This window comes from Niastella sp. sgz303648 (assembly GCF_059587045.1).
Genome location: NZ_JCAPSW010000028.1, coordinates 38799 through 63959, shown reverse-complemented (window position 1 = coordinate 63959; position 25161 = coordinate 38799). Strand labels below are relative to the sequence as shown.

The following is a 25161-nucleotide window of genomic DNA, read 5'->3' as shown; positions in this document are numbered from 1 at the left end:
AACTATTTTACTATCCATTGTTAAACTTCCCGGAGGGATACGAGGATGTTACAACTATGTAACTGAGATGGAGAAGTTTTGTTATGCATGTTTGAATGTAACTAATTCTTCATGACAGAGAGAAATAGCCTAATAAAAATTTAAGGCATTCTGAAGATCTGCAACTACGAATGTTGTATTTGAGCTACCCAGTGACAATCACGTTTTTTCTTGCTAAGTAGCTTAAAAATTATGATTTACAAAAATCGTTTTGTATACATGTAGCGCGCAACAGCGCAAATACAAACGTTGTGTTCAAAACAATTTTTCATCATTAAAAATAAAAAAATGAAACTTTTACTTTTGTTACTCATCGGACTTTTGACACTACCTGCATTTTCACAAACTGCGAAAAAATCTAATAACAACGCAGTAGTTAGAATTTTATCTGCTCAAGAAGCGGGAAAATTAGTGCGAACTAATATAAAGACTATAGATATTACTTATGCAAAAAATGTCAATGTTGAAAAGGAAGTAACCACAAAGGAATATTATCAAATGCTCTTGAAAATGCAGACTAAGAATTCTTTAAAAAAGGTAATTAAAAACATGACTGAGGTATATAGACAACTTAGTAAGCAAACCCCTACCCAATTAATGAAAATACCGCTCCAAGTTTCTGTATTTGACTGCGGAGGCTGTGGTTGTGCGACACCTGGAAAAGCGGGTTATGCTTCTTGTACTGGAAACACATGCTGGTGTGCTTGTTGTCCAAAATGATGTGTTTTTGATAAAACTAAACTGAACTCATGCGAACTAAAATATCCATATTTTGTATTTTAACAGCATTTGCAACCTGTGGTTCTTTAAACTCATTAGCACAGACACTAACGGTTTGCTCGTTACGGAATTTGCCAGAAGGATGGGTAACTATTGAAGAAACAAAATGTGATTGCTGTGGTGAAACAATGGGCACCCGATGGACAATAAAAAAGATAGATAAATTACCCGTGCTTTCACAAGTAATAATTTGTAGCTCAAGTGCTGTGCCGGCAGGTTGGGTAGTTATTGACAAGACGCCATGTGACTGTTGCGGTGAATTTTCCAAATCCAGATATACTATAAAAAAAATAGATGGACTTCCCATGGGTTCCTCAGTAATAATATGTGGGCTGACCAATGTCCCCGTAGGGTGGATGATAGTTGACATAAATAAATGTAATTGTTGTGGCGTCTCAGAACGAGAAGCTGCATCCACATATACAATTAAAAAACTTTAGTGTTGGCTTTCTTTACAATAAGTACTGCACAACATGGGGTTTGGTAATAGCAGGGCTGGACGTTGTTAGTTTCGGCTGTATTTCGCTATCAACTTCAGTTTCGGCTTGACGTTAGCAATTAGCTTTTAGTTGTTATTTTCAGCTTTGGTATTTCAATCGGCTTTGGTTATCGGCTGGACGTTATAAAAACCCTGCCATCGCCAAGCCCAGTTCATTGGCTGTAATTTTAAAATACTGACAATTTAAAAGTTATGAAATCACTGTTTCTAATAGTTCTTAGTTTCTTTTATTATTTTAATACCCGATCTCAGACAATACCTATTGGTAAGTCATGTCAACAGTTGGGTTATAAAATGCTTGATGAATTTAATGCTCGAGATACAAGTGCATTTTCATATAATTCTACTTTTTTTTATAAATCGTTTATTGACAGTAATAAAGTTTTAAGCACTACTTCATTCAAAATAGACAGCATGATTAATAAGGAATTTAATAAGATAAATGCTATTTGGTTTTATACAAAAGCATCCCTTAATCAAGGAAAATACATTTTTATTTTATCAGAAACGCCAGATTATAAATCAATTAATGAATTTTTTTTCTATAACGATGTAACTGTAATTAAAAAACAATACTTAGTCTCTTGTAAATAAGAAATCCGCAGTAATAGGCGCCTAACCCTATGTCATAATAATGTGAGTGATAGATGAGAACATGGAATAGAGTCAAAAAAGAATAAGAAGAAAATAACCTGTTTATAAAAAAGAATTATAACAATCAATTTTACAATCACTAAATTAAATTTTTATGACATCGCAGCAGTACATTAAAATTCCCAAACAATTAAGTGTTTCGTTTGATGATAAAAACACTTATGCTTTGCTTACCTCAAGTGATAACGAAACAATATTTAAAGTAAGTAGCAGGTGCATAAAAATGGAAGGTGGTGAATACCTAATAGAAATAGGAACTTCAGTTGAGTATATCAAACGTTCAATACCAACTAAAATGACAGAAAGAATCGAAATTGAAATTTTCGAAAACACAAGTTGTACAAATAATAAAAAATATTGCGAAAATAGTGTAACACATTGTTGCGATACTTATGAAATTGTCGGGAGTTGCGAAGGGACTTGGTCAGATTGTTAGGCAAAATTTAACTTCACTGGCAAGCAAACTACAGACAACAAAAGTATTGCTGCAAACGGAGCTGGATGTTGAATCTTGGGCAGTTTTGCATCACTGCACTTCAATTCGGGCTTGACGTTATAAAATATCCCGCCTGCAGCAATATGTCCATAACAAAACCATTAAATGTATTATTATCCAAAAAAGGAACGGGGCTAATAAATGACCTGTTCCTTTTCGATACCTTTGAAGCAATTGAACGCTTTAGACAGGAAGATGATAAGTTCTGCATTAGACATTGGATTATTTGCCCCCAATGGGAATTACGGCTGCTTTAGCATCGATTGGCATCATCAAATGACTGGAGCACAAAAAAGCCAAAACTGACAAACTGAAAAGTCCCTGGTCTTATGTCTTAGATTCTGCCCAACTTAAGAAATAAATTGCTAGGCTTCCTACACAGTTTCAAACCAGTCTCACAATAAAGATAATTTGGCATAACGATAAGAGAGGAGTAGTTTAATCGGGGCAAATCAAACCAAATCGATAATAATAAATTAAAATCGCTCACATTCGATCAAAATCGCAAAAAGTCGGGAAGACAGGATTCGAACCTACGGCTGTACAGCTTTCCCCGCGCTCAATCCCTGATCAAAATCACCAAACCCACTCCCCCATCTCCTCAAATTTTTCGTACCTTCCCCTTCTACCATGTGAATGACTCCTCAGTGCTCTCCCCATGAAGTGACGTTTTCTGATCCGTGATTCTCAAAATCGATTGTTGAACCCCAAAATTACCGGTCATGAAAAAATTGTTGCTTGCTAAAAAGCTACTGCTGCTTTTTCTATCATCCTCTTTTTCCTCTTTTTGCTTTACACAGGTTACACAGGAATGGGTTGCAAGGCTCAACGGCCCCGGAAACAGTATTGATGGAGCCAGATCTCTCGCCCTGGATAATGAAGGCTATGTGTATGTAACCGGATCAGGTACCGGCATAGGAACGGGATCGGATTACAGCACCATCAAATACAATGCTGCCGGCGCACAACAATGGGAAGCCCGGTATAATGGTCCGGGTAATGGTGATGATGATGCCTTCGCTGTAGCCGTTGACAACAACGGTAATGTATATGTTACAGGAAGGAGTACGGGAAATGAAACAGGATTTGATATTGCCACTATAAAATATAATCCGGCCGGAGTTACTCAATGGGTGGCGCGTTATAATGGTCCTGAAAATGGGCTCGATTGGGCCAAATCAATTGGGGTAGATGCTGCAGGTAATGTGTACGTAACGGGCGAAAGCGGCCTTGGCCAGGGAACTTCATCCGACTATGCTACAATCAAATATAATTCGAATGGAATCGTGCAATGGGTGGCAAGGTATAGCGGCCCGGGCGGTGTCAACGATGCAGCCAACGCTTTGGCCCTCGATGTGGCGGGCAATGTTTATGTAACCGGATTAAGCCCCCTTGGAGTGGATCTTGATCAGCAGGATGCAGATTATACCACCATTAAATATGATAACAACGGAAACGAACTCTGGATAAAAAGATATGACGGTCCCGCTACCGGAAATCATTTTGATGAAGCATTGGCTATAGCAGTAGATGGATCGGGTAATGTATATGTAACCGGACGCAGTTCAGATGCCGGTGCTGAGGACGCCGTGGATTATGCTACCGTTAAGTATGATGCCAACGGAAATGAGCAATGGTCGGCAAGATATAACGGTCCTGGCAACTCTACCGACAATGCACTATCCCTGGCTGTAGACGCCTCGCAAAACGTATATGTTACAGGGTTCAGCGCTGCTGAACCAAACGAATCAAATTATGACTATGCCACCATCAAATACGATGCAACCGGAAATGAGGTTTGGGTAAAAAGGTACAATGGCCCTGCCAATGCGAATGACCAGGCAACCTCGCTGGCCCTCGACGCCACAGGTAATGTGTATGTAACAGGTCGAAGCACGGGTATCGGCACCGCGTATGACTTTGCTACCATTAAATACTCTGCAGCAGGCGCTGAACAATGGGTGGCAAGATATAATGGTCCCGCCAATGGCGACGATGGCACGGGGATCTTTATTGGATTTTTTATTGCTCATCCTATAGCCGTTGACGGTTTAAACAACGTGTATGTAACCGGATTGAGCACAGGTACCGGAACTGGCTTTGATTATACAACCATCAAATACTCACAGGCCCTGACCGCTTGCGGAAGCAACAACGAAAAAGTATTGATCTGTCATAAAGGAAAACGTACGCTTTGCGTCAATAATTCTGAAGTTGCGGATCATATTGCCCACGGTGATCAGTTGGGCCAATGTTCGGGAAATGATATTGTTTCCGCTGGCAGGGAAAGTACTGAACCTTCTGATCTGACAAATGAATTACCGGTCCGCTTCCGGCTATTCAATGTGCCCAACCCGGTTTCAGCAGTTACCAGCATTTACTACGAACTCCCGCTTGATGGCTATGTTTCCCTACAGGTGTACGACCTATTGGGCAGAGAAATTACAACGCTTGTGAACGGTGGCCAAAAGGCGGGTTATCACAGTATACATTTCGATGCATCCGCTTTACAAAAAGGTGTTTACAATTATCGCATCACGGTAAAAACCAAAACAACAATCTGGGTTCATACAAATAAGTTCAGCGTAATACATTAAGATGAATCATCGCATCAGGGGGCTGATGAGTTAAGAGAATGGCCCTTCCTCCCCATCCGGGATGAAAAGGGCCATTCCTAAACACAAAAAAACAATACGCTTTTATTTCACAATTGATATCTTAAGTATTTTCCTTTCATTGGTCGCTTTGTTAGTGATCAGCAACATGTATACACCGGCCTTTAAACCGCTGATCGCCAGATTGTCGTTGTGGTAGTTGCTCCAGTTCTTTACTATTTTACCACTTAAATCGGCAATTGAAATATCGCGGTTTACACTGCTGCCGAACAGCACATTCATATTACCCGATGTTCCGGGGTTGGGATATACCGATACACGGGCACTTTCTTCTATACCTCGCACACCACGCGAAACACTGATGATTGGTGCGTTGTCTTTATCTATCTGCACTAAACGGTACCAGGTAAAGCCGGCAGCCGTATTGGTTTCTTTATACTGATAAGTGTTCGGCGTACCGCTATACCCATCCGGGGCTTTGGTAGCCACATATCCGCTGGTTTCCCAACCGCCATTGCCTGTGCTACGCTGAATTTTAAACCCGGCATTATTGCTTTCGAATGTAGTGGTCCATTGCAGATTTACATTTGTACTATTACGATTGGCGCTGAAATTAATCAACGATACAGGCAATGTAGATGCGACGGGCCAGTTTACCGTTACCGTGGCATCGTTATACATATTATCGGCGCTGGTAGTAAAATCATTATCGGGGCCGTCGTCGGTTAAACGATAAGTAAAAGTCAACTGGGTAACAGCCGTTCCATTACGGGTAATGGTAAAGGTACCATCGCTATTTACAATTACACTACCATTCACCGGCTGTGTTAAAACCGACCATTGCAAATCGCCATATGCGTCATTGGCATCGTTATCGGTACCACCATTATCAACAGCATAACCCGATGGCGCAGCCGGATATGAATTGTTCGATCCATACAGTATACCACTAAAAGATAACTCGTTTTTGTCGCCTCTGTTAAATGCATCATTGAGGGCCACCGGCGGGCAATTGGCGCCGCCACAAATAAGCGCTACTCCGCTAATGGATATATTATCAAACAAATATTTTAGTCCGCCTTGCGTACAATCGGCATGAAAAGATATAAACACTTTAAAGTCGGAAGCTGTTACAGCAGCCGGAAAGGTAAAAGTAAAGCATGTTGTGCCTCCATTGGTCGGCAATACATAATTATCCTGCCTTGCATAAATATTCTCAGGTAATTCAGCATCCTTTGAATCTGTAACGGTTGATTTTACAAACAAAATATCGGCATACGTTGTACATGGAAATGCCTGGATATAATTTCCATTGGCATCGATAGCATATATATCGAAACATACTTTAACGGTATTGGATGTTTTGTTTACCGGGGGCGTTCCAATATTTGCCGGGTTATTGCCACCTACCCCTGGCGTGAGAACAACGCCATTACTATATGTAGTTTCAATTTTAGCGCCCTGCGATAACACCCAACCTGTTGGAGCAGGATAAAAGCCTTCTTCTAATTGTGCCTGCAAAAAATTTACAGTCGCTGCAAAAAAAGCAAGTAGTAAAATGTGCTTCATAAAAATTCATTTTTGTGGTTAAGAAATGTTGGAGGGGCAATGGCTTACAGCGGTATATTGGGGTTTAAATTTTCAATGGGTATAGCGAATAGTTTACCTCACCGGTAAACCGGTGGCACATGCAGTATGAAACAATTTGATTAATGGTTGCTAATACTAATCAGTCACGCGGACCGGATAAAAGCGGTGCACGTTACCTGCCAGTAACAGGTCGCTGGCGTTGGCGTTTTTAAGGGAAGAAAATCAATTAATTCAACTATCAGTTTAATACGTGAAGAAGGGTGCGTCGTTAAAAGAAAGCTTTTGTGATTGAGAAACAAAGGAAGAATTGGATACAGATAAACAAATATAATATCCGTTATTAATATTTGCAATACTTAAAATATTTAATTGACTTAAAACATGTTTTTAATACATAAAAAAGCCTTCTACTGACTCACAAACAGACCCGGACCTTGACCATCATCAATAAATATTCCCGGCTCAAAATCATAACCACCTGTTATACATCGGTATATATGCGGCTTAGGCAAAACATAACCTGGATCAATAGGCCGTGCTGCTTTTAATTTCTATTTTGATAGCCATTAACTCCTAAACACCCACCTATATGAAACGAATGCTTGTTATCTGTGGCCTGGTAGCCCTGACTGCTTTTAGTACTGCCTTTTCAGCTTTTGCATACCATCACGAAAAAGAAGTAAAAGATCACCATGCCAAATGCACGGGATCAAGGTATTGCAACGCCTGCAAAAACTGTAACTATTGCGGCCATTGCGCTAAAAATGGCGGCACCTGCGGCGTTTGCCGGTAATGTGCAGTAACACTAAGAGATTAAAACAGAAAAGGAGAAAAAGAGAACGGTCAATTCTCTTCTTCTCCTTTTTTATTCAGATACACTGAAATGCTCAAACGAAGGGACTATCAGTGTTCAGTATTTTGTGAGAATTTTAAAACTGCCAGGCGATCTTATTTGCGCCTTAGCGCGAACCTAAATGCTCATCTTAGCAATTCTTCCTGAGCGAAGCGAAGGAACCTCCAACAAATAAAATGGCCCTCCCACCCCATCCGGGATGAAAAGGCCATTCCTAACAACAAAAAACAATACGTTATTTCACAATTACTATCTTATGCGTTTGTCTTTCATTTGTTGCTTTGTTAGTGATCAGCAACATGTATACACCGGCATTTAAACCGTTGATCGCCAAATTGTCGTTGTGGTAGTTGCTCCAGTTCTTCACAATCTTACCACTTAAATCGGCAATTGAAATATCGCGGTTGGCACTGCTGCCGAACAGCACATTCATATTACCCGATGTTCCGGGGTTGGGATATACCGATACACGGGCCGATTCTTCCAAACCACGCACACCACGCGAAACGCTGATGGTTGGTGTGTTGTCTTTATCTATCTGCACTAAACGGTACCAGGTAAAGCCGGCAGCCGTATTGGTTTCCTGATACTGATAAGTGTTCGGCGTACCGCTATAACCATCCGGGGTTTTGGTAGCCACATACCCGCTGGTTTCCCAGCCACCATTGCCTGTGCTACGCTGAATTTTAAAACCGGCATTATTGCTTTCGAATGTTGTAGTCCATCGCAGATTTACATTTGTACCACTACGATTGGCACTGAAATTAATCAGCGATACAGGTAATGTAGAGGCAGCGGGCCAGTTTACCGTTACCGTGGCATCATTAAACATATTATCGGCGCTGGTGCCAAAATTATTATCCGGCCCGTCGTCGGTTAAACGATAAGTGAAGGTTAACTGGGTAACAGCCGTTCCATTACGGGTAATGGTAAAGGTACCATTGCTATTTACGATTACACTACCATTAACCGGCTGTGTTAAAACCGACCATTGCAAATCACTGTATGCATCATTGGCATCGTTATCGGTACCGCCGGCATCAACAGCATAACCCGATGGTGCAGCCGGATATGAACTGTTCGATCCATACAGTATACCGCTAAATGATAACTCGTTTTTATCGCCCCTGTTAAAGGCATCATCGAGGGCCACCGGTGGACAATTGCTTCCACCACAAATAAGCGTTACACCGCTAATGCTGAAGTTATCAACCACATATTTGACTCCGCTTTGTGTACAACCGGCATGAAAAGATATAAATACTCTAAAACTCGAAGCTGTTACAGCAGCCGGAAAAGTAAAAGTAAAACAGGTTGTTCCGCCACTCGTTGGCAACGAATAATTGTCAACCTGGGCAAGTATATTAGCAGGGTCCGTTGCATCGCTCGATTTTTTAATATCCGATTTTACAAACAAGATATCTGCATAGGTTGCACAGGGCAACGTTGTTTTGTTGTTAAGGTTTGCATCATATGGCCAAAAGTCGAAACATACTTTTACGGTGTTGGATGTTTTATTTACCGGGGGAGTGCCAAAAAAAGCCGGGTTATTACCACCCACACCAGGGGTTGTGATAACACCATTTGAATTAACTACACCAAAACCTGCTCCGGACGACATCATCCAATCGGTGGTGGGCGTTGGATCAAAATCTTCTTCCAACTGTGCCTGTAAAAAATTTGTAGTAATTGCAAAAAAAGCAAATAGTAAAAACCGCTTCATAAAAATTCATTTTTGTGTTTAAGGAATGATGGGGGTAATGGTTTACAGCGGTATATTGGTGTTTTAAAACTTCAACGGGTATAGACAATAGTTTACCTCACCGGTAAACCGGTGGCACATGCAGTATGAAACAATTTGATTAATGGTTGCTAATACAGTCCCCGCGGACTGGATAATAAAAACGGGTGCGCTTCACCTTAGTAACCGGTGGCTGGCATATTACTTATGCAAATAGTGTTTCTTCTGAATAATAAAAGGCGGAGCCTGTTTGCCAGGTGCCGCGCATGCGCGGCAGCATTGATCGAACGCAGAGATGCGCGATCGTAAAAATCGATTCATAACTTTCTTTTTACGGTTATAGGGGTAAAAGCAGCATTTCAGAGTATACTGGCCGTTGCAGTTTTCAAGGGAAAGAGATCAAATAAATTCAACTATCAGATTGAATACGTTACGAAGGGCGTGCGATTAACTGAAAGGCTTTTGTGGTGGAAAACAAAGGAAGAATTGGATACAGAGATGAAACAAAAATAATATGTGATATTCATATATGCAATAGTAAATATACTTAATTGACTTAAAACAAGTTTTCAATAAACATTCGATTTGTATAATATAGAAGATCCCCGCTTCCCGGGGCGCCCGGATTACCAAATCCTGAGCGGAGTTGAAGGAGGGTAAATACAATAAAAAAAGCCTTCCGCTGCCTCACAAACAGGGAAGGCTGTACCAATAACAACACAACTATTCAAGAATAAGGCAATAGGCAGTAGGCAATGGGCAATAGGCAAATCGTATAGTTTCCGGTTACCAGTTACCAGTTAACCCGGTTACCAGGCAACCGGAACCTGGCAACCGGAACCCGGAACCCGGTAACCGGTAACTGATAAATTACCGTTTTATAAATATCTTTTCAACCTGCTTTTTCATCGTAAAGCGGTCAGTAATAACCAGCATATAAGTTCCGGTTTGCAGATCGAACAGCGTTAAATTATCATCGGCATAGCTGTTCCAGCGTTTAACAAGTCTGCCGCTGAAATCGGTTATCGTAATATCCCTTACCGATGCGCTTCCAAACAATATATTTACAACTGAACCGGGATTGGGATAAATGAGCATCTTTTTAAGCTCCTCTATACCCCTCACCGCTGTGGCAGGCAAAATTCTTTGTGCGCCATCTCTATCTACCTCAACCAGCCGGTACCAGGCAACAGCATTGGAATTATGCTCTTCCCTGAATTCATATTGCAGTTTATTGTCAGAAAATCCGTCAACAGCCTTGCTGGCAATAAAGCCTACTCGTTGATATACATTACCGGTTAATCGCTGTATTTCAAAACCCGCATTGTTGCTTTCGCTTAATGTTGTCCATTTTAAAATAACGGATGCCCCGCTTCGGTTACCACTGAAGTTAACCATCGATATTGGCAAAGACGCACCGGCCCCATATAACACGGTAACAGTCGCCGTATCGGCCAGGTTATCGCCGGTAGTGGCAAAGTTGTTGTCGGCGCCATCGTCGAATAAGCGATAGGTAAAAGTTAACAGGGGCACTCCGGGGTTGTTGCGATTAATGGTGGCAGTACCATTATTATTTACCACAACCGATCCGTTAGCGGGCTGTGTAACAACCGCCCAGCGCAAATGCGTATAGGTATCGTCCTGGTCATAATCGGTACCTGCTGTATCAACGGCATATCCGGCCGGTGGCGGGGGGAAGAAGATATTAGACCCATACAGCACGGCATTAAACGACAATTCATTGGGTAAAACGCGGCGGAACACATCGGGCATGGCAATTGGCGGACAAGCGCAGGTGCATTCGGGAACCACCCCGTTGATCGTAAGATTGTCTAATACATATTTTATTCCGCCCTGGTTACAACCTGCATGAAAGGTTATAAACAGCCTGAAATCGGCCAAAGGCACCCCTGCAGGCATGGGAAAGCTGTAACACACGTTTCCACCATTGGCGGGAAGCAGCAAGTCTGTAACGCTGGCATACACATTATTGGCATCATTCAGGTCACTGTTGCTGTTAACATGTGACTTTGTAAAATAGAAATCAACATAGGTGTCGCACGGAAATGACAGTATATTTTTCAGGTTAGATGAATACGCAAAAATGTCGAAACAAACTTTAAACGTATTGGAAGTTTTATCCAAAACCGGCGTTCCGATCGCAGCGGGATTATTGCCGCCAACGCCCGGAGTAACAATCGCATTATTGCCATTAACCGATGCCACCTGGGCGCCGTTTAAATACACCCAATCAGGACCGGGATTCGAGAAATCTTCGGTTATCTGAGCCTGTAAGGCAAATGCATAAAATAAGGAAACGAACGAAAGTAATAATCGCTTCATAACTTCTGATTTTAGGTTTACAAAGTGGGTTTAGGTATCAACAGGCACGGCATGCAAAGCGTGCTTTACAGGGAGTACGGGTAAATAAATACGTGTGCTACCTGTGGATACCGATTTATCGGTACCGCTGTTGTATAATCAGAAGCTATTACTACCAATCAGTGGGAAGGAATAAAAAAAAGTGTGAGTATTGAGCCTGATCAAATATAGTGTACTTGTATCACATATGCAATATTCTGATATTAAAAATTGATAAAAACACTTACTCCTAAGGGTTGGCGTTATTATTCCGAAAGCAGCATAACGACTCAGGGCTACAGGTTGCCGGTTACCAGATACCAGATACCGGTTACCGGTTACCTGTTGCCTGTTACCAGTTGCCGGGAAACGGGGAAACCAGTAACCGGTAACAATTAAAAAAGCCTTCCCCACAAAGTGAGAAAGGCTTCTTATTAGGTAAACAGAAAATAAAATTCTTACCTGTTGATCAGGATCTTTGATATGGTTTTTCGTGAAGTGTTTTTATCGATAACCTGCAACATATACATGCCTGTTTGCAAGCCATTCACTGTTAAGTTATCATCGCGATAACTGTTCCAGCGTTTAACCAGTTTGCCGCTGAGGTCGGTGATAGAAATATCACGGAGCGATGAACTGCCAAACAGAACATTAATGGTTGAACCCGGATTTGGATAGATCAGCATTTTCTTCAGGTCTTCCAGTCCGCGTACAGCCAGTGACGGAAGTATCTTTCGCGTACCATCCATATTGATTTGCACCAGGCGGTACCAGGCCACATTATTGCTGTTGAAGGTTTCGCCAAACTGATACGATATAGGGAAATTGCTGGTTCCGTTGCTCGCCTTGCTGGCTACATAACCAATGGTTTTAAACTCATTATTGATCATGCGTTGTATTTCAAAACCAGCACTGCTGCTTTCCGAAGCAGTTGTCCATTTTAAGCTAACAGCCGTACCATTGCGGTTGCCTGTAAAGTTAACCAGCTCTACCGGTAACGAAGCGCCTGCACCGAGTATCAGCGTAACCAATGCTGTATCGCTATTGCCGTTCGGATCGGTTAATTTGTAAACAAAAGTGGCAACACCGCTTACATTAGGATCTGTACGTGTAATCAATGCGGTACCGGTGGGACTAACCACAACAGAAATACCGGCAAGGGAAGGACCAGACTCTAACGTCCATGTAAGCTGGGCATAAGCATCATTCGGATCATTATCTATACCTGCAGCATACACCTGGGCTCCCGGAACAGTTGGGTAGGATGGATTATCGCCATATAATACAGCAGTAACCGGTAACAATCCTATAACAAATCTATCAGGTAAAGCCACGGGCGGGCAGGCAGTGCCGGTGCACACTTCAGATAAGCCGGTGATCACAAAATTATCGAAGGCCATTTTTGTACTGCCGAAATCGCAACCGGGGTTTACTTTCACAAACACACGAAATTGGGTAGCCGTAACAGCCGAAGGGAAAGTAAATGAATTGGTAATTCTTCCACCCGTACCGGCGCTCAATCCGGTAACTATTCCGAATATATTAGCCGAATTGTTCAGATCGTTGCTGTTATTTACCGAAGGATCAACGAAGTAAAGGTCAACAGTAGATGCACAGGGTAATGAAACGAGTGACCCATTATCATAACCCCAAAAATCAAAACTAAAAGTAACTGTATTAGATGATTTTTTAACGATGGGTGTTCCAATTACCGGATTGCTGTTGCCGTTTGGTGAAACAACAACCTCATTGGTACTGTTCACTGTTTTGTAGCTATAACCGTTAGCCAGTATCCAGTTTGCCGGATGAGGAGAAAAATCCTCTTCGAGCTGAGCCTGCAGTATGCCTGCATATAAACTAAATAATAAAAGTAATGCGCCTGAATGTAGCATTCGCTTCATAACATTTTTTTTAAGGTTTGATACAATGTAATTGCGTATAGCTTACACCAGGTACAGATTAATTTGGGCAGATTTTAAAATAGATAATGGACGAATAAATACGGTTATCCGGGCTGGAGGTTAAAACAGGCTTTAATCAGGAAGAATGGATATAAACAAGGGATTCTTACGCATACGAACAGGCCATTCGAATGCACAGTTTGGTTAGATTTAGGATAGTTTGAATAAATCTTTAAACAAAAATGGAGCAAACACTTAGAGCAGGACAAAAGTAATTCACATATTTTGAATTAGCAATAATCTGAATATAATTTATTTTAAATGTAAAATGCACTCCTAACCAAGCCGGTTAGACATTACATAACATTAACAATCATACTCTTGTGGTAGAATTTTGGGATTTCGAGATTTAGAGATTTTGAGATTTGTTCAGTTGTTGCACCAAAGGAAATCTCAAAATCCCGAAATCAATAAATCAGAAATCCTGCTTAGTCGAGCCGTTCGTGTACCCATTTCTGGGCAATTTCTAACTGGTCTTTTATGGTTAGATGGGAATTGTCGAGCTCCAGTGCATCTTCGGCTTTGCGTAAAGGACTTATTTCGCGGTGCGAATCGATATAATCACGCATTTCGAGATTGGCTTTTACCTCTTCTATAGTTACGTTGGGATTTTTTTCATACAGTTCCTGAAAACGGCGTTTGACCCTGATGTCTTTATCGGCCGTCATAAATATCTTCAGCTCAGCATTTGGAAATACAACCGTACCAATATCGCGGCCATCCATTACGATGCCTTTGTTTTTACCCATCTCCTGCTGCTGTTTTACGGCAAAGTCGCGCACTTCTTTAATAGCAGCTACTTCGCTTACCTTTTCGGCCACCACCAGGTCGCGTATAACGTATTCAACATTCTCGCCATTGAGGTATATTTCGCTCTGGCCGGTTTTATGGTTCGATAAAAACGTGAGCTTAATATTTTTAAGGGCGTGCTCTACGGCCTCATGGTGCGTCCAGTCAACGTGATTACGCAAAAAATACAGGGTAATAGCGCGGTACATGGCGCCGCTATCGATATAAATATAGCCTAACTCCCGGGCGAGTTGTTTTGCCAGCGTACTTTTTCCGCATGACGACCACCCATCAATGGTGATAATGATCTTTGGTTGCATAGATGTGCTGCAAAAATAGTCAGAACTGGGATAGATTGGATGCATGGGATATATGGGATTCGCAAGAAAATTAAAAATCCTACTGTGATATATGAGATACATAAGAAAGTTGATCATCCATATCCCACAAATCCTGCTAATCCCAGTACAAATAAAAGTGTCGTCCCAAACGGAACGACACTAAATGTTGTAGTGGGACGTGTTTTTTGACACACTACGCTGAGTCACCTGGTTCAAGTTCAACCTTAGAGGATTGCCCTGATATATATGCCGGCACGTCGAAAATGCCACTTACGGTCATGGGATAATGTTCAACCGAGGGACGCACTATACAAACGAATTTGTAGCTATTTAGTTGTTTTCAGGTGCATAAAAAAAGTCCCCGCTATGGTATACAAAGCGGGGACTAAGAGTATTATTTATTTATATCTAAGGTATAATTAAAAGCGTATCATAACATCTATGACGCTTCAGATTTTTCCTTGGAGGTTTTCAAAGTAAACCTGATTTTTGAATTCTCCTTATCCAGATCTGCCAACAGTGTATCACCCTGTTTAATATGCAGCGCCAGTATTTCTTCGGCCAAAGGATCTTCGAGATATTTCTGAATAGCGCGGTGTAACGGACGTGCACCAAACTGCTGATCATATCCTTTTTCAGCAATGAAATTTTTGGCTTCGGTAGTTAACTCTAACGTAAAGCCTAAGTTGGCCAAACGTTTCATAACGCCCTTCATTAATATATCAATGATCTGGTGGATGTGCTCTTTGGTCAGTGAATTGAAGATGATCACATCGTCGATACGGTTTAAGAACTCGGGCGAGAAGGTTCTTTTCAACGCCTTTTCAATAACCGCCTTGTTGGTTTCATTGGTGCTTGCCGTACGGGCTGCGGTAGCAAAACCTACACCTTCACCAAAGTCTTTCAACTGACGAACACCAATGTTCGATGTCATGATGATGGTCGTATTCTTGAAATCAACTCTACGGCCCAAACCATCTGTCAACTGTCCGTCGTCGAGCACCTGCAACAGGATATTGTAAATATCCGGGTGGGCTTTTTCGATTTCATCGAGTAATATTACCGAGTATGGTTTACGACGTACTTTTTCGGTCAATTGTCCGCCTTCTTCATAACCAACATATCCGGGAGGCGCACCGATTAAACGGCTAACCGTAAATTTCTCCATGTATTCACTCATATCAATGCGAATCAGCGCATCTTCCGAGTCGAACATGTAACGTGCGAGCGAGCGTGCCAGCTCAGTTTTACCTACACCGGTAGGACCGAGGAAGATAAAGGTACCGATCGGTTTTTTCGGATCTTTCAAACCAACACGGTTACGCTGAATGGCTTTCACCACTTTTTCAATGGCTTCGTCCTGCCCTACTACCATGCCTCTCATATCTTCGCCCATGCGACGCAGTTTTTCGCTTTCGGCCTGCACCATCCGTTTAACGGGGATGCCGGTCATCATGCTCACTACTTCGGCAATGGCTTCTTCGTCTATGGGATAGCGTTTATGCTTGCTTTCTTCTTCCCAGCTTGCTTTTGCTTTTTCGAGCTCTTCCTGCAGGCGTTTTTCGGTATCGCGTAAAGAAGCTGCTTCTTCAAACTTCTGGCTCTTTACTACTTTGTTCTTTTCTACTTTAACATCCTCGATCTTTTTTTCGAGGTCGAGAATTTCCTTGGGCACATTAATGTTTTTGAGGTGCACGCGGGCGCCTACTTCATCCATTACATCAATGGCTTTATCGGGCAATAAACGATCGGTGATATAACGGTCGCTCAGCTTTACGCAGGCGTCGATAGCATCGTCGCTGTAAGTTACGTTGTGATAATCCTCGTATTTCGATTTGATGTTGTTGAGTATCTGAATGGTTTCATCAACACTTGGCGGTTCAACCATTACTTTCTGAAAGCGGCGATCGAGAGCGCCGTCTTTTTCGATATACATTCTGTATTCATCAAGCGTAGAGGCGCCAATGCACTGGAGTTCGCCTCTTGCGAGGGCTGGTTTGAATATGTTCGAAGCGTCGAGTGAACCGCTGGCGCCGCCGGCGCCTACGATGGTATGTATTTCATCGATGAACAGAATTACATCTCTGTTCTTTTCGAGTTCATTCATGATCGCTTTCATACGCTCTTCAAACTGACCACGGTACTTGGTACCGGCAACCAGGGCTGCAAGGTCTAACGAGATCACGCGTTTGTCGAACAATACCCTTGATACTTTACGTTGAACGATACGCAGGGCGAGTCCTTCCACGATAGCGGTTTTACCTACTCCGGGTTCACCGATCAGTATCGGGTTGTTCTTTTTACGGCGCGATAATATCTGTGATACTCTTTCAATTTCTTCTTCACGGCCTACGATCGGGTCAAGTGCCCCGCTTTCGGCTAAACGAGTTATGTCGCGACCAAAATTGTCTAATACCGGAGTTTTACTTTTGGTATTACCCTGCGAACGTGATTTTTGCTGGGAATATTTCTTTTCGTCATCAAAGTCATCCTCATTTTCATCAGCATATTCACTTCGCACATCGTTGCTTTTAACAACGCCCAATTCGTTTCTGAATAAATCGTAATCCACGTCGAACTGATTTAAAATTTGAGTTGCTATGTTTTCCTTATTCTTAAGAATGGAGAGCATCAGGTGTTCTGTTTCAACAGTCGGACTCTTTAAAGCTTTTGCCTCCAAAACGGTAACCCGTATCACCTTTTCGGCCTGTTTGGTGAGGGGCAAGCTGTTTATGTTAGCAATGTTTTTACCGGTTTTGTCTTTTACTGCCAGTTCAACCTCTTTCCGCAATTCGTACAGATCCACATTAAAGCTTTTCAATATACGGACAGCAGTGTTCTCTCCTTCACGGATCAACCCCAGCAACAAATGTTCAGTTCCGATAAAATCGTTTCCCAACCGTAAAGCCTCCTCTCTGCTAAAAGAAATGATCTCCTTTACCTGGGCTGAAAAATTGTTGTCCATTTTATTTATAATTTGTTGTGTGTTATACAATAATAACGAATATTTTTGACATTATGTTCGGGTCTTTTATTAACGGCTGCTTGCTATTTGTTTTGTCATTTGCTTTCATTTTTAATCGTTAAAGGTCTTATGCAGTTCAAAATTGATACCAGTGAGAAATTCCATGCCATTAGGATAAAAGAGCCGGCTTTATCTGCTAATATGACAGCGGAACTGGATGCTTGTTTAATACCCCTGTTGCAACAGGAAGTTAAAAATGTGGTGCTTAATTTACAAGACATTCAAAACATTGATAACGCTGCCGGTGAGCACCTTGTAAAGCTACAACAAACCTTTTACGATCAAAGCGCATCGTTCGTAATTTGTTGTTTGCAAAAACAGGTCGAAAAATCGCTGGATAGCAGCGATCTGCTTGAATTGATCAACTTCGCGCCTTCCGAAAGCGAAGCCTGGGACATTGTGCACATGGAAGAAATTGAAAGGGAGCTGGGCGATGCAATTTAAGCGGTTCAGCACCCCGAATTAGCCCGGGTATTTCTGAAACTCAGGCTGGTAATTTTCACGATAAAACAAGCGGCGCCACGGCCTGGAACCGTAGCACCGCTAACAACCGCCGTTGTGTCACATACCCGTACAAGGATTTTTGTTTATCAGGCCGCCCGATTGCATTCAGATGCCTGTTTTTTTATCCCGCGCTGCCGCGGGATAAAATGTTAAAGTTTACATGCAGGTTCTAAGTTCTAAGTTTGAGTTCTAAGTTGAGTGCCGGATTATTGGCTAAATGCTTTGCTCAACAAATGAATGAACAGCTAAGAACCAGGGACTTTTAAAATAATTCCCACCCCCTATGTCAACTTCCGCAATCCAGGAACCAGGAAACTCAGAACAGAGAATTAAGAACTGAGAACTAAGAACATAGAACTTATTTAATGAAAAAATACGCCGTCATAGTAGCCGGAGGTTCCGGCTTGAGAATGGGTACATCAATACCAAAACAATTTTTGCCATTACGCGGAAAACCGGTGCTGTGGTATTCGCTTACCGCTTTTTTAGAAGCATTTAAAGACCTGGAGATAATTCTTGTACTTCCGCAGGACCATTTGCAAACAGGCCACGAAATATTGCGAACCACCAAAGACCCCGACCGTATATGGATAACAGTAGGCGGTGAAACCCGCTTTCATTCGGTAAAGAACGGTCTCGATCATATTCATCACCACTCCATCGTATTCGTTCACGACGGCGTACGCTGCTTGCTTACGCCCGACCTCATTCGCCGTTGTTACGATAAAGCCCTCGATAAAGGAAATGCCATTCCAGCTATTCAGGCAATTGATACCATTCGCATTGAAACAGTCGGCGGCAACCAGCTGATCGACCGGCATAAAGTGCGCATCATTCAAACGCCGCAAACTTTTTACAGCGATATCATTAAAGCTGCCTTTGAACTGGATTACGACGAATCGTTTACCGATGAGGCCAGTGTGGTAGAAAAACTGGGCGTGAAGATTCAGTTGATCGAAGGCGAAGCTACCAACATCAAAATCACCCGTCCGGTTGATGTTTTGATGGCAGAGAAGATTTTAGAAGAAAGGGAATTGGCAATAGGCAATAGGCAATAAGCAAAGTACAATATGTTCCCGGTTACCAGTTTCTCCGGTTACCGGGAACAGGCAACTTGTAACTGGTAACCTGAACTTAAAACTTAATACTTATTACTTACAACTTTCAAATACCATGGTAATCTATTAATCCACAAAGAGGGATAGATCTCAGTGGTGGCGCCGAAGCTGCTGTAAAAAAAAGCAAGATTGCGTATATCACTCCCTTCAAAGTCGAGCAGCAGCGACCGGCTGGCATGATCATAAATAAACCGGTCGATCAAAAAATGCGAGGCGCCCTGTGTTCGTCCATTGGGGTGATTGCCTACCAGAATATAATAAGCCCGGTTATGCGAAAAGAAGTATACGCACGATGCCACCAGTTCGCCAGCAGCCGTATACACACCGCACGCCATGGCCTTTTGCTGCTGATGCAGGTATTTGTACAACTGCACAAAATTTACATAATCCGCATCAACCACATCGCTCACGCGGTCCATTTGCATACGACTTAAATAAATCACTTCCTCAACAGGTACATCGGTTGCATACCGGTTATTCAACTGCCGGCTTCGTTTTATATTTCTTTTGATGTTTTCGCGATAGCCATTATATATGGTATCATAGCTCTGATATAGCGGCAATATATAATTGCTGTGCAGTTTTAAAAAACGGTCGGTCGAAGAAAATATATTGCCGTAATTGAGCCTGATATCAATGAGTTTAACCCGGGCAGGAATTGCCTGTATGAATTGCGTTACTTTATCTTCGGTAAGATTATTTCCGAATACGCCCAGCGAAGCCACAAATGCAGGCTGATACACATATTGTACACCCCATTTTTTTCGTACAGGCAAAGGCATCACCGCTTCGTAATCGCCCCACACCAGCGCATCCCATTGGGTGGTCATGCGATCGAGATAATACGAATACGCATAGATCAACCCATTTCGGGCATTATCAATGCAATGGTCCCATTTAACCGCATCGATCTGATGGCGTTGATAATATTGAAGGTTGGGGTGCATATTTTATAGTCCGAAAGACCGGAAGTCGGAAAGTCGGAAAGAATTACTTCGTGTATTTGTTTTTCTTTCGGGCTTCCGGGCTTTCCCGACGTTCGGACTTTTATTAAAACGGAATTTTATTGCCCGATGCCTTACGCAGGTTTAAACGGTGTATGTCTAAACTGAAGGATAGCCTTTTGAAAAATTTATTTTCATCGGGCACTGTTTTCAGGTTATCCCTGAACGCTGCGCTGTACAATACCGGTGCATAAATATTCAACAGGTTTTTGAACAATACTAACTGCAATCCGGCCACGTACAAAAACCGGCTGGTAGCGGCATTTTTCTTCCAGGCTTCCGCATAAGTGCCTACATCGAGAAAAACACGTAGCGGAATTTGTATGGGGAACATACCTTTGGGCAGGGTGCTGTTCAGGTTCATCGAAGCGATCCAGTTGTCTGAACGGCCCTGCAATCCCTGAAACAGATCGGTGCGTATTTTTAAACCGCCGTCGCGCATCATGATCTGCTGACTGCCCAATCCTGTTTGCTCATTACGGCCTAAAAAGTAATTGCTGTAGGTATAATCTTCATAGCCGCGTACTGCGGTTAGTTTTGGCTGATATACTTCGGTACTGAACTGTTTCGAAATCGTTTTTTCGCCGATATAACCAAATTTGGCTGCAAACACCCGCATGTTCAATCCACCTTTATCGGCATAATTAAAGAAGTAATTGCCGGTAGCGGTTGCCCGGTAAAATCCATCGCCCTGCTGTACCTGCAACTGCACATCGTAAGGATACAATGCGCGGTAATCGCCAATATTAAATGTAAACTGGTTCAGGTAGCGTTGCTTCATTTTTCCTTCGGTAGGATAATACGCCCCATCGGTACTTTTTATTACGTACTTAAAATCCTTCTCCCCTATCAGGTAAGTCCTCCATTCAATCCATTTGTCGACCGTAGTGCGCGGGTCCTTACTGTTAAAGGTGAGGCGCAGTGCAGGTGTTATTTTATAAAAGTTCGCAAATATTTTGTTCGAGTTGCTGTCGGTTCCATCGAGTGTTGAATACCGCAGGCCGGCTACCGACAAATCGATCTTTTGAAAAAGCCCATCGGTACGCCAGGTATAACCCATGCGTGCGATGCCATTAATTTGTTTGCTGGCGGTTGCATACAGCGGCGCTACAAAAAACTGGAACTTATGCTGCGGAAAGGTATAGTTGTGCAATGCCAGTCCCACCATAAAATGATCATACAGGTTATACCCGATAACCGGCATCCAGTTGATATAATTTACGCGTTCGTAATCTTTAAATGAAAACATAAAGGCCGGCCGTAACTTTTTATGCCCCGCAAAAGAGGTAATGGCGCCTTTTTGCTGCAGCGAATCGAAAAAAGGCTTAAGGTCTTTACCCGCGCCTGCCTGCATGGTTTGCTGAAAGTCGGTTGGATACGGATGCCTGAACTGCCACTGTTTATAATAAGCCTGCATGCAGCTGTCGAACCTTTGCGTACCAATAGCACCTTCGAGGTGTTGCATCATAACACCCGTTTTAATGTACACCATTACGAGGTAGTTCAAAAACGTAAACTCAGCCGATGTGCAGGTTATGGGCTGATCTTTCTTCACTTTCGCTATCGCATCGATTGCCAGCACTTCGGGGTTATCGGGCAATCTTTTTTGAATCCATTTCGAATATTCCTGTCTGGGATACTTCAGCGCTTTATACCGGCTATCGTAATACGTGTTGATGCCTTCATCCATCCACGGATAATCGCGTTCGTTGGTGGCCAGTATACCATAAAACCAGTTATGGCCTATTTCATGTTCAATGGTAAGATCGAGCTGTTTTGGATCCATCCCGGGCGAGAGGCTGGTAATGGTAGGATATTCCATTCCGCCGGGAAAACCCATTTTAGCTTCTACCACACTTACCACATTATAAGGATACTCGCCGATGAGGTTCGACCTGTAATGAATGGCATCTTTTAAATAGTAGATGCTGCTATCCCAGCTATTGCTTTTTTGCTTCCGGTAAAAACTCCAGGCCTGCACTACCCTGCCCGATGATAGCTGAATGGTATCGTGTTTTACGATATAGGCCGAATCGGCAAACCAGGCAAAATCGTGCACGTTGTCCTGGATGTAACGAAGGGTTTTTGTAGCTACAGGCGCCCTGAGCGTCCTGAGCGTAGTCGAAGGATCGCCCTGTTCTGCGTCCTGAGCGTAGTCGAAGGACGGTTTCTTTTGTTTATGGTTTGTAGTTTGTGGTTTATGGTTGCTTCGCGGTGCAGGCTTCTTACGGCCCTGCGAAGCACTTTTATTTGCTGCAGGCTTTTTTCTGACTTCTGACTTCCGACTTCCGACTTCTGACTTCCGACCTCTGACTTCCGGCTTCCGACCTCCGACTTCCGTTGGCGAGCTTACAAAATTGGCTCTTCCCAACAGCCATTGTTTCTCTTCTTCATTCTGCAATTCGCCGGTGGCGGCCACTGCATAGTATTGGGGAACGGTAATGCGCACATCAAAGCTGCCAAACTCGCTGTAAAATTCACCCTGATCGAGATAAGGCATGGGATGCCAGCCGGTACGATCGTATACAGCCGGTTTGGGATACCATTGCGTAACCTGGTACGAATGGTTGGTATGTCCGCCCCTTGAAAAGTTAGCCGGCAGTTTAACATGAAACGGCGTGGTTATTTCAGTTTCCTGGCCCGGCGCCAGCGGAGCGGGCAGGTATACTTTTAAAATATCGATGTATTGCGGGTGATCTTCGGTTTTAACGGTGTTGTTGCCTACCCTGAAATCGAGCCGGTTGATATAGCCGCGTTGTTCGCGATTGGAGAAATAAAAATCGGTGCGGCCGTTTTGCAGGGTTTGTTCGGTAAAGGCAGTGTTATCGTTCTTAAAGGCATTCGGCCATAAATGAAACCAGATGAAAGTAAGCGTATCGGGCGAATGATTTATGTAACGCAGCTTTAAAAAACCATCCAGCGTATGCTCATTATCGTTCAAACTTACATCAATGGTATAATGAACTTCCTGTTGCCAGTAAGCAGTTTGTGCCACACTGTGCAGTTGAGCAATGACAATACAAAAAAGAATGTATAATTTTTTCATTTTGAATATGCTTAACGCTGAACGCTGAATGCTGAACGCCGAACGCTTAACGCTTAACGCTCAAAGCCAAATACACACTAAGTTTTGCATTTTTTGCGTTTTGCGTTCAGCGTTCTGCGTTTAGCGGTATTTACAACTTCCCCTCTTTGTCGAGCATCGAAAACAAAGAGTCAAGGTTTTTGCCACTTACTTTTTCCAGTTCGTGTTTAAAATCATCGGGCGAAGGGTGACGGTACTTCCAGTCGTTAAAATAGGCCTGCAATCCTTTGTCGAGAACATCCCTGCCTATAGCCTGCTCAATCGTATATAACCAAACTGCGGTTTTAATATAAATAACGATGCCATACTCCTCTTTATTGGTAAAAGCGACCGACGGTGTGTTGATCGGTTCTTTGGCGGGTATCGAGTTCAATACATTATATATTCTTGCCTGAAAATCGGCTTCGGGCAATTCCTTTACATCTTTAGGTATCATGTTACCAAAAATGCTGTTCGCCCGGTATTTTTCGGCTTCGTACCTGAACTGAAAATAGGTATTAACGCCTTCATCCATCCACGGATGGTCGCGCTCGTTACTGCCTAAAATGCCATAGAACCAGTTGTGCCCTACTTCATGCGTGATCACGGCATCCATTTCTTCTTCGCCGGCCTTGGGCGAAGTGATGAGGGTGATCGTGGGATACTCCATACCGCCCGACGACAAATTACCCGGACCTTCTACAGCCTGTACCACCGGATAAGGATATTTGCCGATCCAGCCCGAATAGTGGCGTACCGCATCTTTTATAAAACCAACACTTCCTTTCCACTGCTTGTTGCCGGTGGGTTGTCCGTACGAGAACACATTTATCGTATCGCCTTCCAGTTGCAGGGTATCGTAACGGATAACAAAATCTTTGGCGGCAAACCAGGCAAAGTCGTGAATATGATCGCCATAGTACTGCAAAGTTTTCGATTTGCCGGGCGTGGTGGTCTTGTATTTTACATCCAGCTGCTTCCCATTATTTTCAGCGCCTATTTGTTTGTACTTTTTCAGCTCATTCAGGGTTTGCAGCGTGCCTGTTGCCCCTACCACATATTCAGACGGTACGGTAACATTCACCCGAAAACTGCCATACTCGCTGTAAAACTCGCCCTGGTCAAGATAGGGAAAAGCATGCCAGCCGGTTTGATCGTACACAGCGGGTTTGGGATACCACTGGCAAATCATGAACTGCTGTCCATCGTACCCCGACCGGGAATAATAATTGGGCAGTTTTACAAAGAACGGCGTTGCAATAGTAATGTGTGCGCCGGGCAACAGCGGTTGCGGCAACACCAGCTTTACCACATCAATATTGGCGGTATCGGCTACGGTTTGCGCTACCTGGCCGTTTACTTTAAACAGCAAACTGTCGATATAACCGGGTTCGGTAGTTGTAATTTTTTTCTGGGCTTCCTTATCATTGGCCAGTTGTTTGGCCAGTGCCGTGTTTTTGTTTTTGTAGGCATTGGGCCACAAATGAAACCACACATAGGTAAGGGTATCGGGCGAATGATTGATGTATTCCAACGACAGATCGCCTTTTAAGCTATGCTGTTTATCGTTCAGCGCAACCTGAATGGTATAGTTCACCTCCTGTTGCCAGTAGCTCGTTTGGGAAAAACCATGCACAGAGAATAACACAGCTATAATCAACCCTAATGTTTTCATAGATTGTATTTTGTTCAATTCAGTTTTTGATTTCCCAGGTATCACTTGCTGG

Annotated in this window: 18 protein-coding genes; 8 read left to right on the top strand and 10 right to left on the bottom strand. The window is 42.9% G+C overall.

Annotated elements, in window-relative coordinates; genetic code table 11:
- Nucleotides 1–327 precede the first annotated feature (327 nt).
- Complete coding sequence (locus tag AC59IL_RS37705; protein WP_496557429.1) at nt 328–759, top strand: hypothetical protein; 432 nt, start codon at nt 328–330, stop codon at nt 757–759.
- 16 nt (nt 760–775) lie between these two features.
- On the opposite strand, the gene AC59IL_RS37700 is transcribed toward AC59IL_RS37705, so the two are convergent.
- Nucleotides 776–1237 carry a hypothetical protein gene (locus AC59IL_RS37700; RefSeq protein WP_496557428.1) on the bottom strand — a complete coding sequence of 154 codons (462 nt, stop codon included), beginning with the start codon at nt 1235–1237 and terminating at the stop codon, nt 776–778.
- A 273-nt stretch (nt 1238–1510) separates the two neighbouring features.
- On the opposite strand from AC59IL_RS37700, the gene AC59IL_RS37695 reads away from it, so the two are divergent.
- The 3 genes from AC59IL_RS37695 (at nt 1511) to AC59IL_RS37685 (ending at nt 5065) form a co-directional block, all read left to right on the top strand.
- Nucleotides 1511–1912, top strand: a complete 402-nt coding sequence (locus AC59IL_RS37695; protein WP_496557427.1) for a hypothetical protein — start codon at nt 1511–1513, stop codon at nt 1910–1912.
- Nucleotides 1913–2066: 154 nt separating this feature from the next.
- Nucleotides 2067–2408, top strand: a complete 342-nt coding sequence (locus tag AC59IL_RS37690) for a hypothetical protein (RefSeq protein WP_496557426.1) — start codon at nt 2067–2069, stop codon at nt 2406–2408.
- 782 nt (nt 2409–3190) lie between these two features.
- Nucleotides 3191–5065, top strand: a complete 1875-nt coding sequence (locus AC59IL_RS37685; protein WP_496557425.1) for an SBBP repeat-containing protein — start codon at nt 3191–3193, stop codon at nt 5063–5065.
- Nucleotides 5066–5167: 102 nt separating this feature from the next.
- Here the strand turns inward: AC59IL_RS37685 and AC59IL_RS37680 are convergent, their stop codons facing one another.
- Nucleotides 5168–6652, bottom strand: coding sequence for a T9SS type A sorting domain-containing protein (locus AC59IL_RS37680; protein ID WP_496557424.1), 1485 nt, complete (start codon nt 6650–6652; stop codon nt 5168–5170).
- A 610-nt stretch (nt 6653–7262) separates the two neighbouring features.
- Between AC59IL_RS37680 and AC59IL_RS37675 the strand changes: the two genes are divergently transcribed.
- Nucleotides 7263–7466, top strand: coding sequence for a hypothetical protein (locus AC59IL_RS37675; RefSeq protein WP_496557423.1), 204 nt, complete (start codon nt 7263–7265; stop codon nt 7464–7466).
- Between the two features lie 295 nt (nt 7467–7761).
- Here the strand turns inward: AC59IL_RS37675 and AC59IL_RS37670 are convergent, their stop codons facing one another.
- A complete protein-coding gene (locus AC59IL_RS37670) occupies nt 7762–9249 on the bottom strand; it encodes a T9SS type A sorting domain-containing protein (RefSeq protein WP_496557422.1) in 1488 nt (495 codons plus the stop codon).
- A gap of 888 nt (nt 9250–10137) precedes the next feature.
- Complete coding sequence (locus tag AC59IL_RS37665; protein WP_496557421.1) at nt 10138–11610, bottom strand: T9SS type A sorting domain-containing protein; 1473 nt, start codon at nt 11608–11610, stop codon at nt 10138–10140.
- Nucleotides 11611–11885: 275 nt separating this feature from the next.
- On the opposite strand from AC59IL_RS37665, the gene AC59IL_RS37660 reads away from it, so the two are divergent.
- Entirely contained in the window at nt 11886–12020 is a 135-nt protein-coding gene (locus AC59IL_RS37660; protein WP_496557420.1) for a hypothetical protein, read from the top strand.
- 66 nt (nt 12021–12086) lie between these two features.
- On the opposite strand, the gene AC59IL_RS37655 is transcribed toward AC59IL_RS37660, so the two are convergent.
- From AC59IL_RS37655 to AC59IL_RS37645, 3 genes are all read right to left on the bottom strand, one after another.
- Nucleotides 12087–13529, bottom strand: coding sequence for a T9SS type A sorting domain-containing protein (locus AC59IL_RS37655; protein WP_496557419.1), 1443 nt, complete (start codon nt 13527–13529; stop codon nt 12087–12089).
- A gap of 488 nt (nt 13530–14017) precedes the next feature.
- Nucleotides 14018–14743 (bottom strand): (d)CMP kinase, encoded by a 726-nt coding sequence (gene cmk / locus AC59IL_RS37650; protein WP_496557418.1) that lies wholly within the window; start codon nt 14741–14743, stop codon nt 14018–14020.
- Nucleotides 14744–15158: 415 nt separating this feature from the next.
- Nucleotides 15159–17684, bottom strand: a complete 2526-nt coding sequence (locus AC59IL_RS37645) for an ATP-dependent Clp protease ATP-binding subunit (protein ID WP_496557417.1) — start codon at nt 17682–17684, stop codon at nt 15159–15161.
- A 129-nt stretch (nt 17685–17813) separates the two neighbouring features.
- Between AC59IL_RS37645 and AC59IL_RS37640 the strand changes: the two genes are divergently transcribed.
- Together AC59IL_RS37640 and AC59IL_RS37635 are read left to right on the top strand one after the other, a co-directional pair.
- Entirely contained in the window at nt 17814–18188 is a 375-nt protein-coding gene (locus AC59IL_RS37640; RefSeq protein WP_496557416.1) for an STAS domain-containing protein, read from the top strand.
- A 425-nt stretch (nt 18189–18613) separates the two neighbouring features.
- The gene (locus tag AC59IL_RS37635; protein WP_496557415.1) at nt 18614–19306 is read left to right on the top strand and encodes a 2-C-methyl-D-erythritol 4-phosphate cytidylyltransferase; all 693 of its coding nucleotides are present in this window, start codon (nt 18614–18616) and stop codon (nt 19304–19306) included.
- A gap of 83 nt (nt 19307–19389) precedes the next feature.
- Here the strand turns inward: AC59IL_RS37635 and AC59IL_RS37630 are convergent, their stop codons facing one another.
- The 3 genes from AC59IL_RS37630 to AC59IL_RS37620 form a co-directional block, all read right to left on the bottom strand.
- The gene (locus tag AC59IL_RS37630) at nt 19390–20313 is read right to left on the bottom strand and encodes a GNAT family N-acetyltransferase (RefSeq protein ID WP_496557414.1); all 924 of its coding nucleotides are present in this window, start codon (nt 20311–20313) and stop codon (nt 19390–19392) included.
- A 103-nt stretch (nt 20314–20416) separates the two neighbouring features.
- Complete coding sequence (locus AC59IL_RS37625; RefSeq protein WP_496557413.1) at nt 20417–23416, bottom strand: M1 family metallopeptidase; 3000 nt, start codon at nt 23414–23416, stop codon at nt 20417–20419.
- A 130-nt stretch (nt 23417–23546) separates the two neighbouring features.
- On the bottom strand, nt 23547–25109 hold the full coding sequence (locus AC59IL_RS37620; RefSeq protein WP_496557412.1) for a M1 family metallopeptidase: 1563 nt from the start codon (nt 25107–25109) through the stop codon (nt 23547–23549).
- Between the last annotated feature and the right edge of the window lie 52 nt (nt 25110–25161).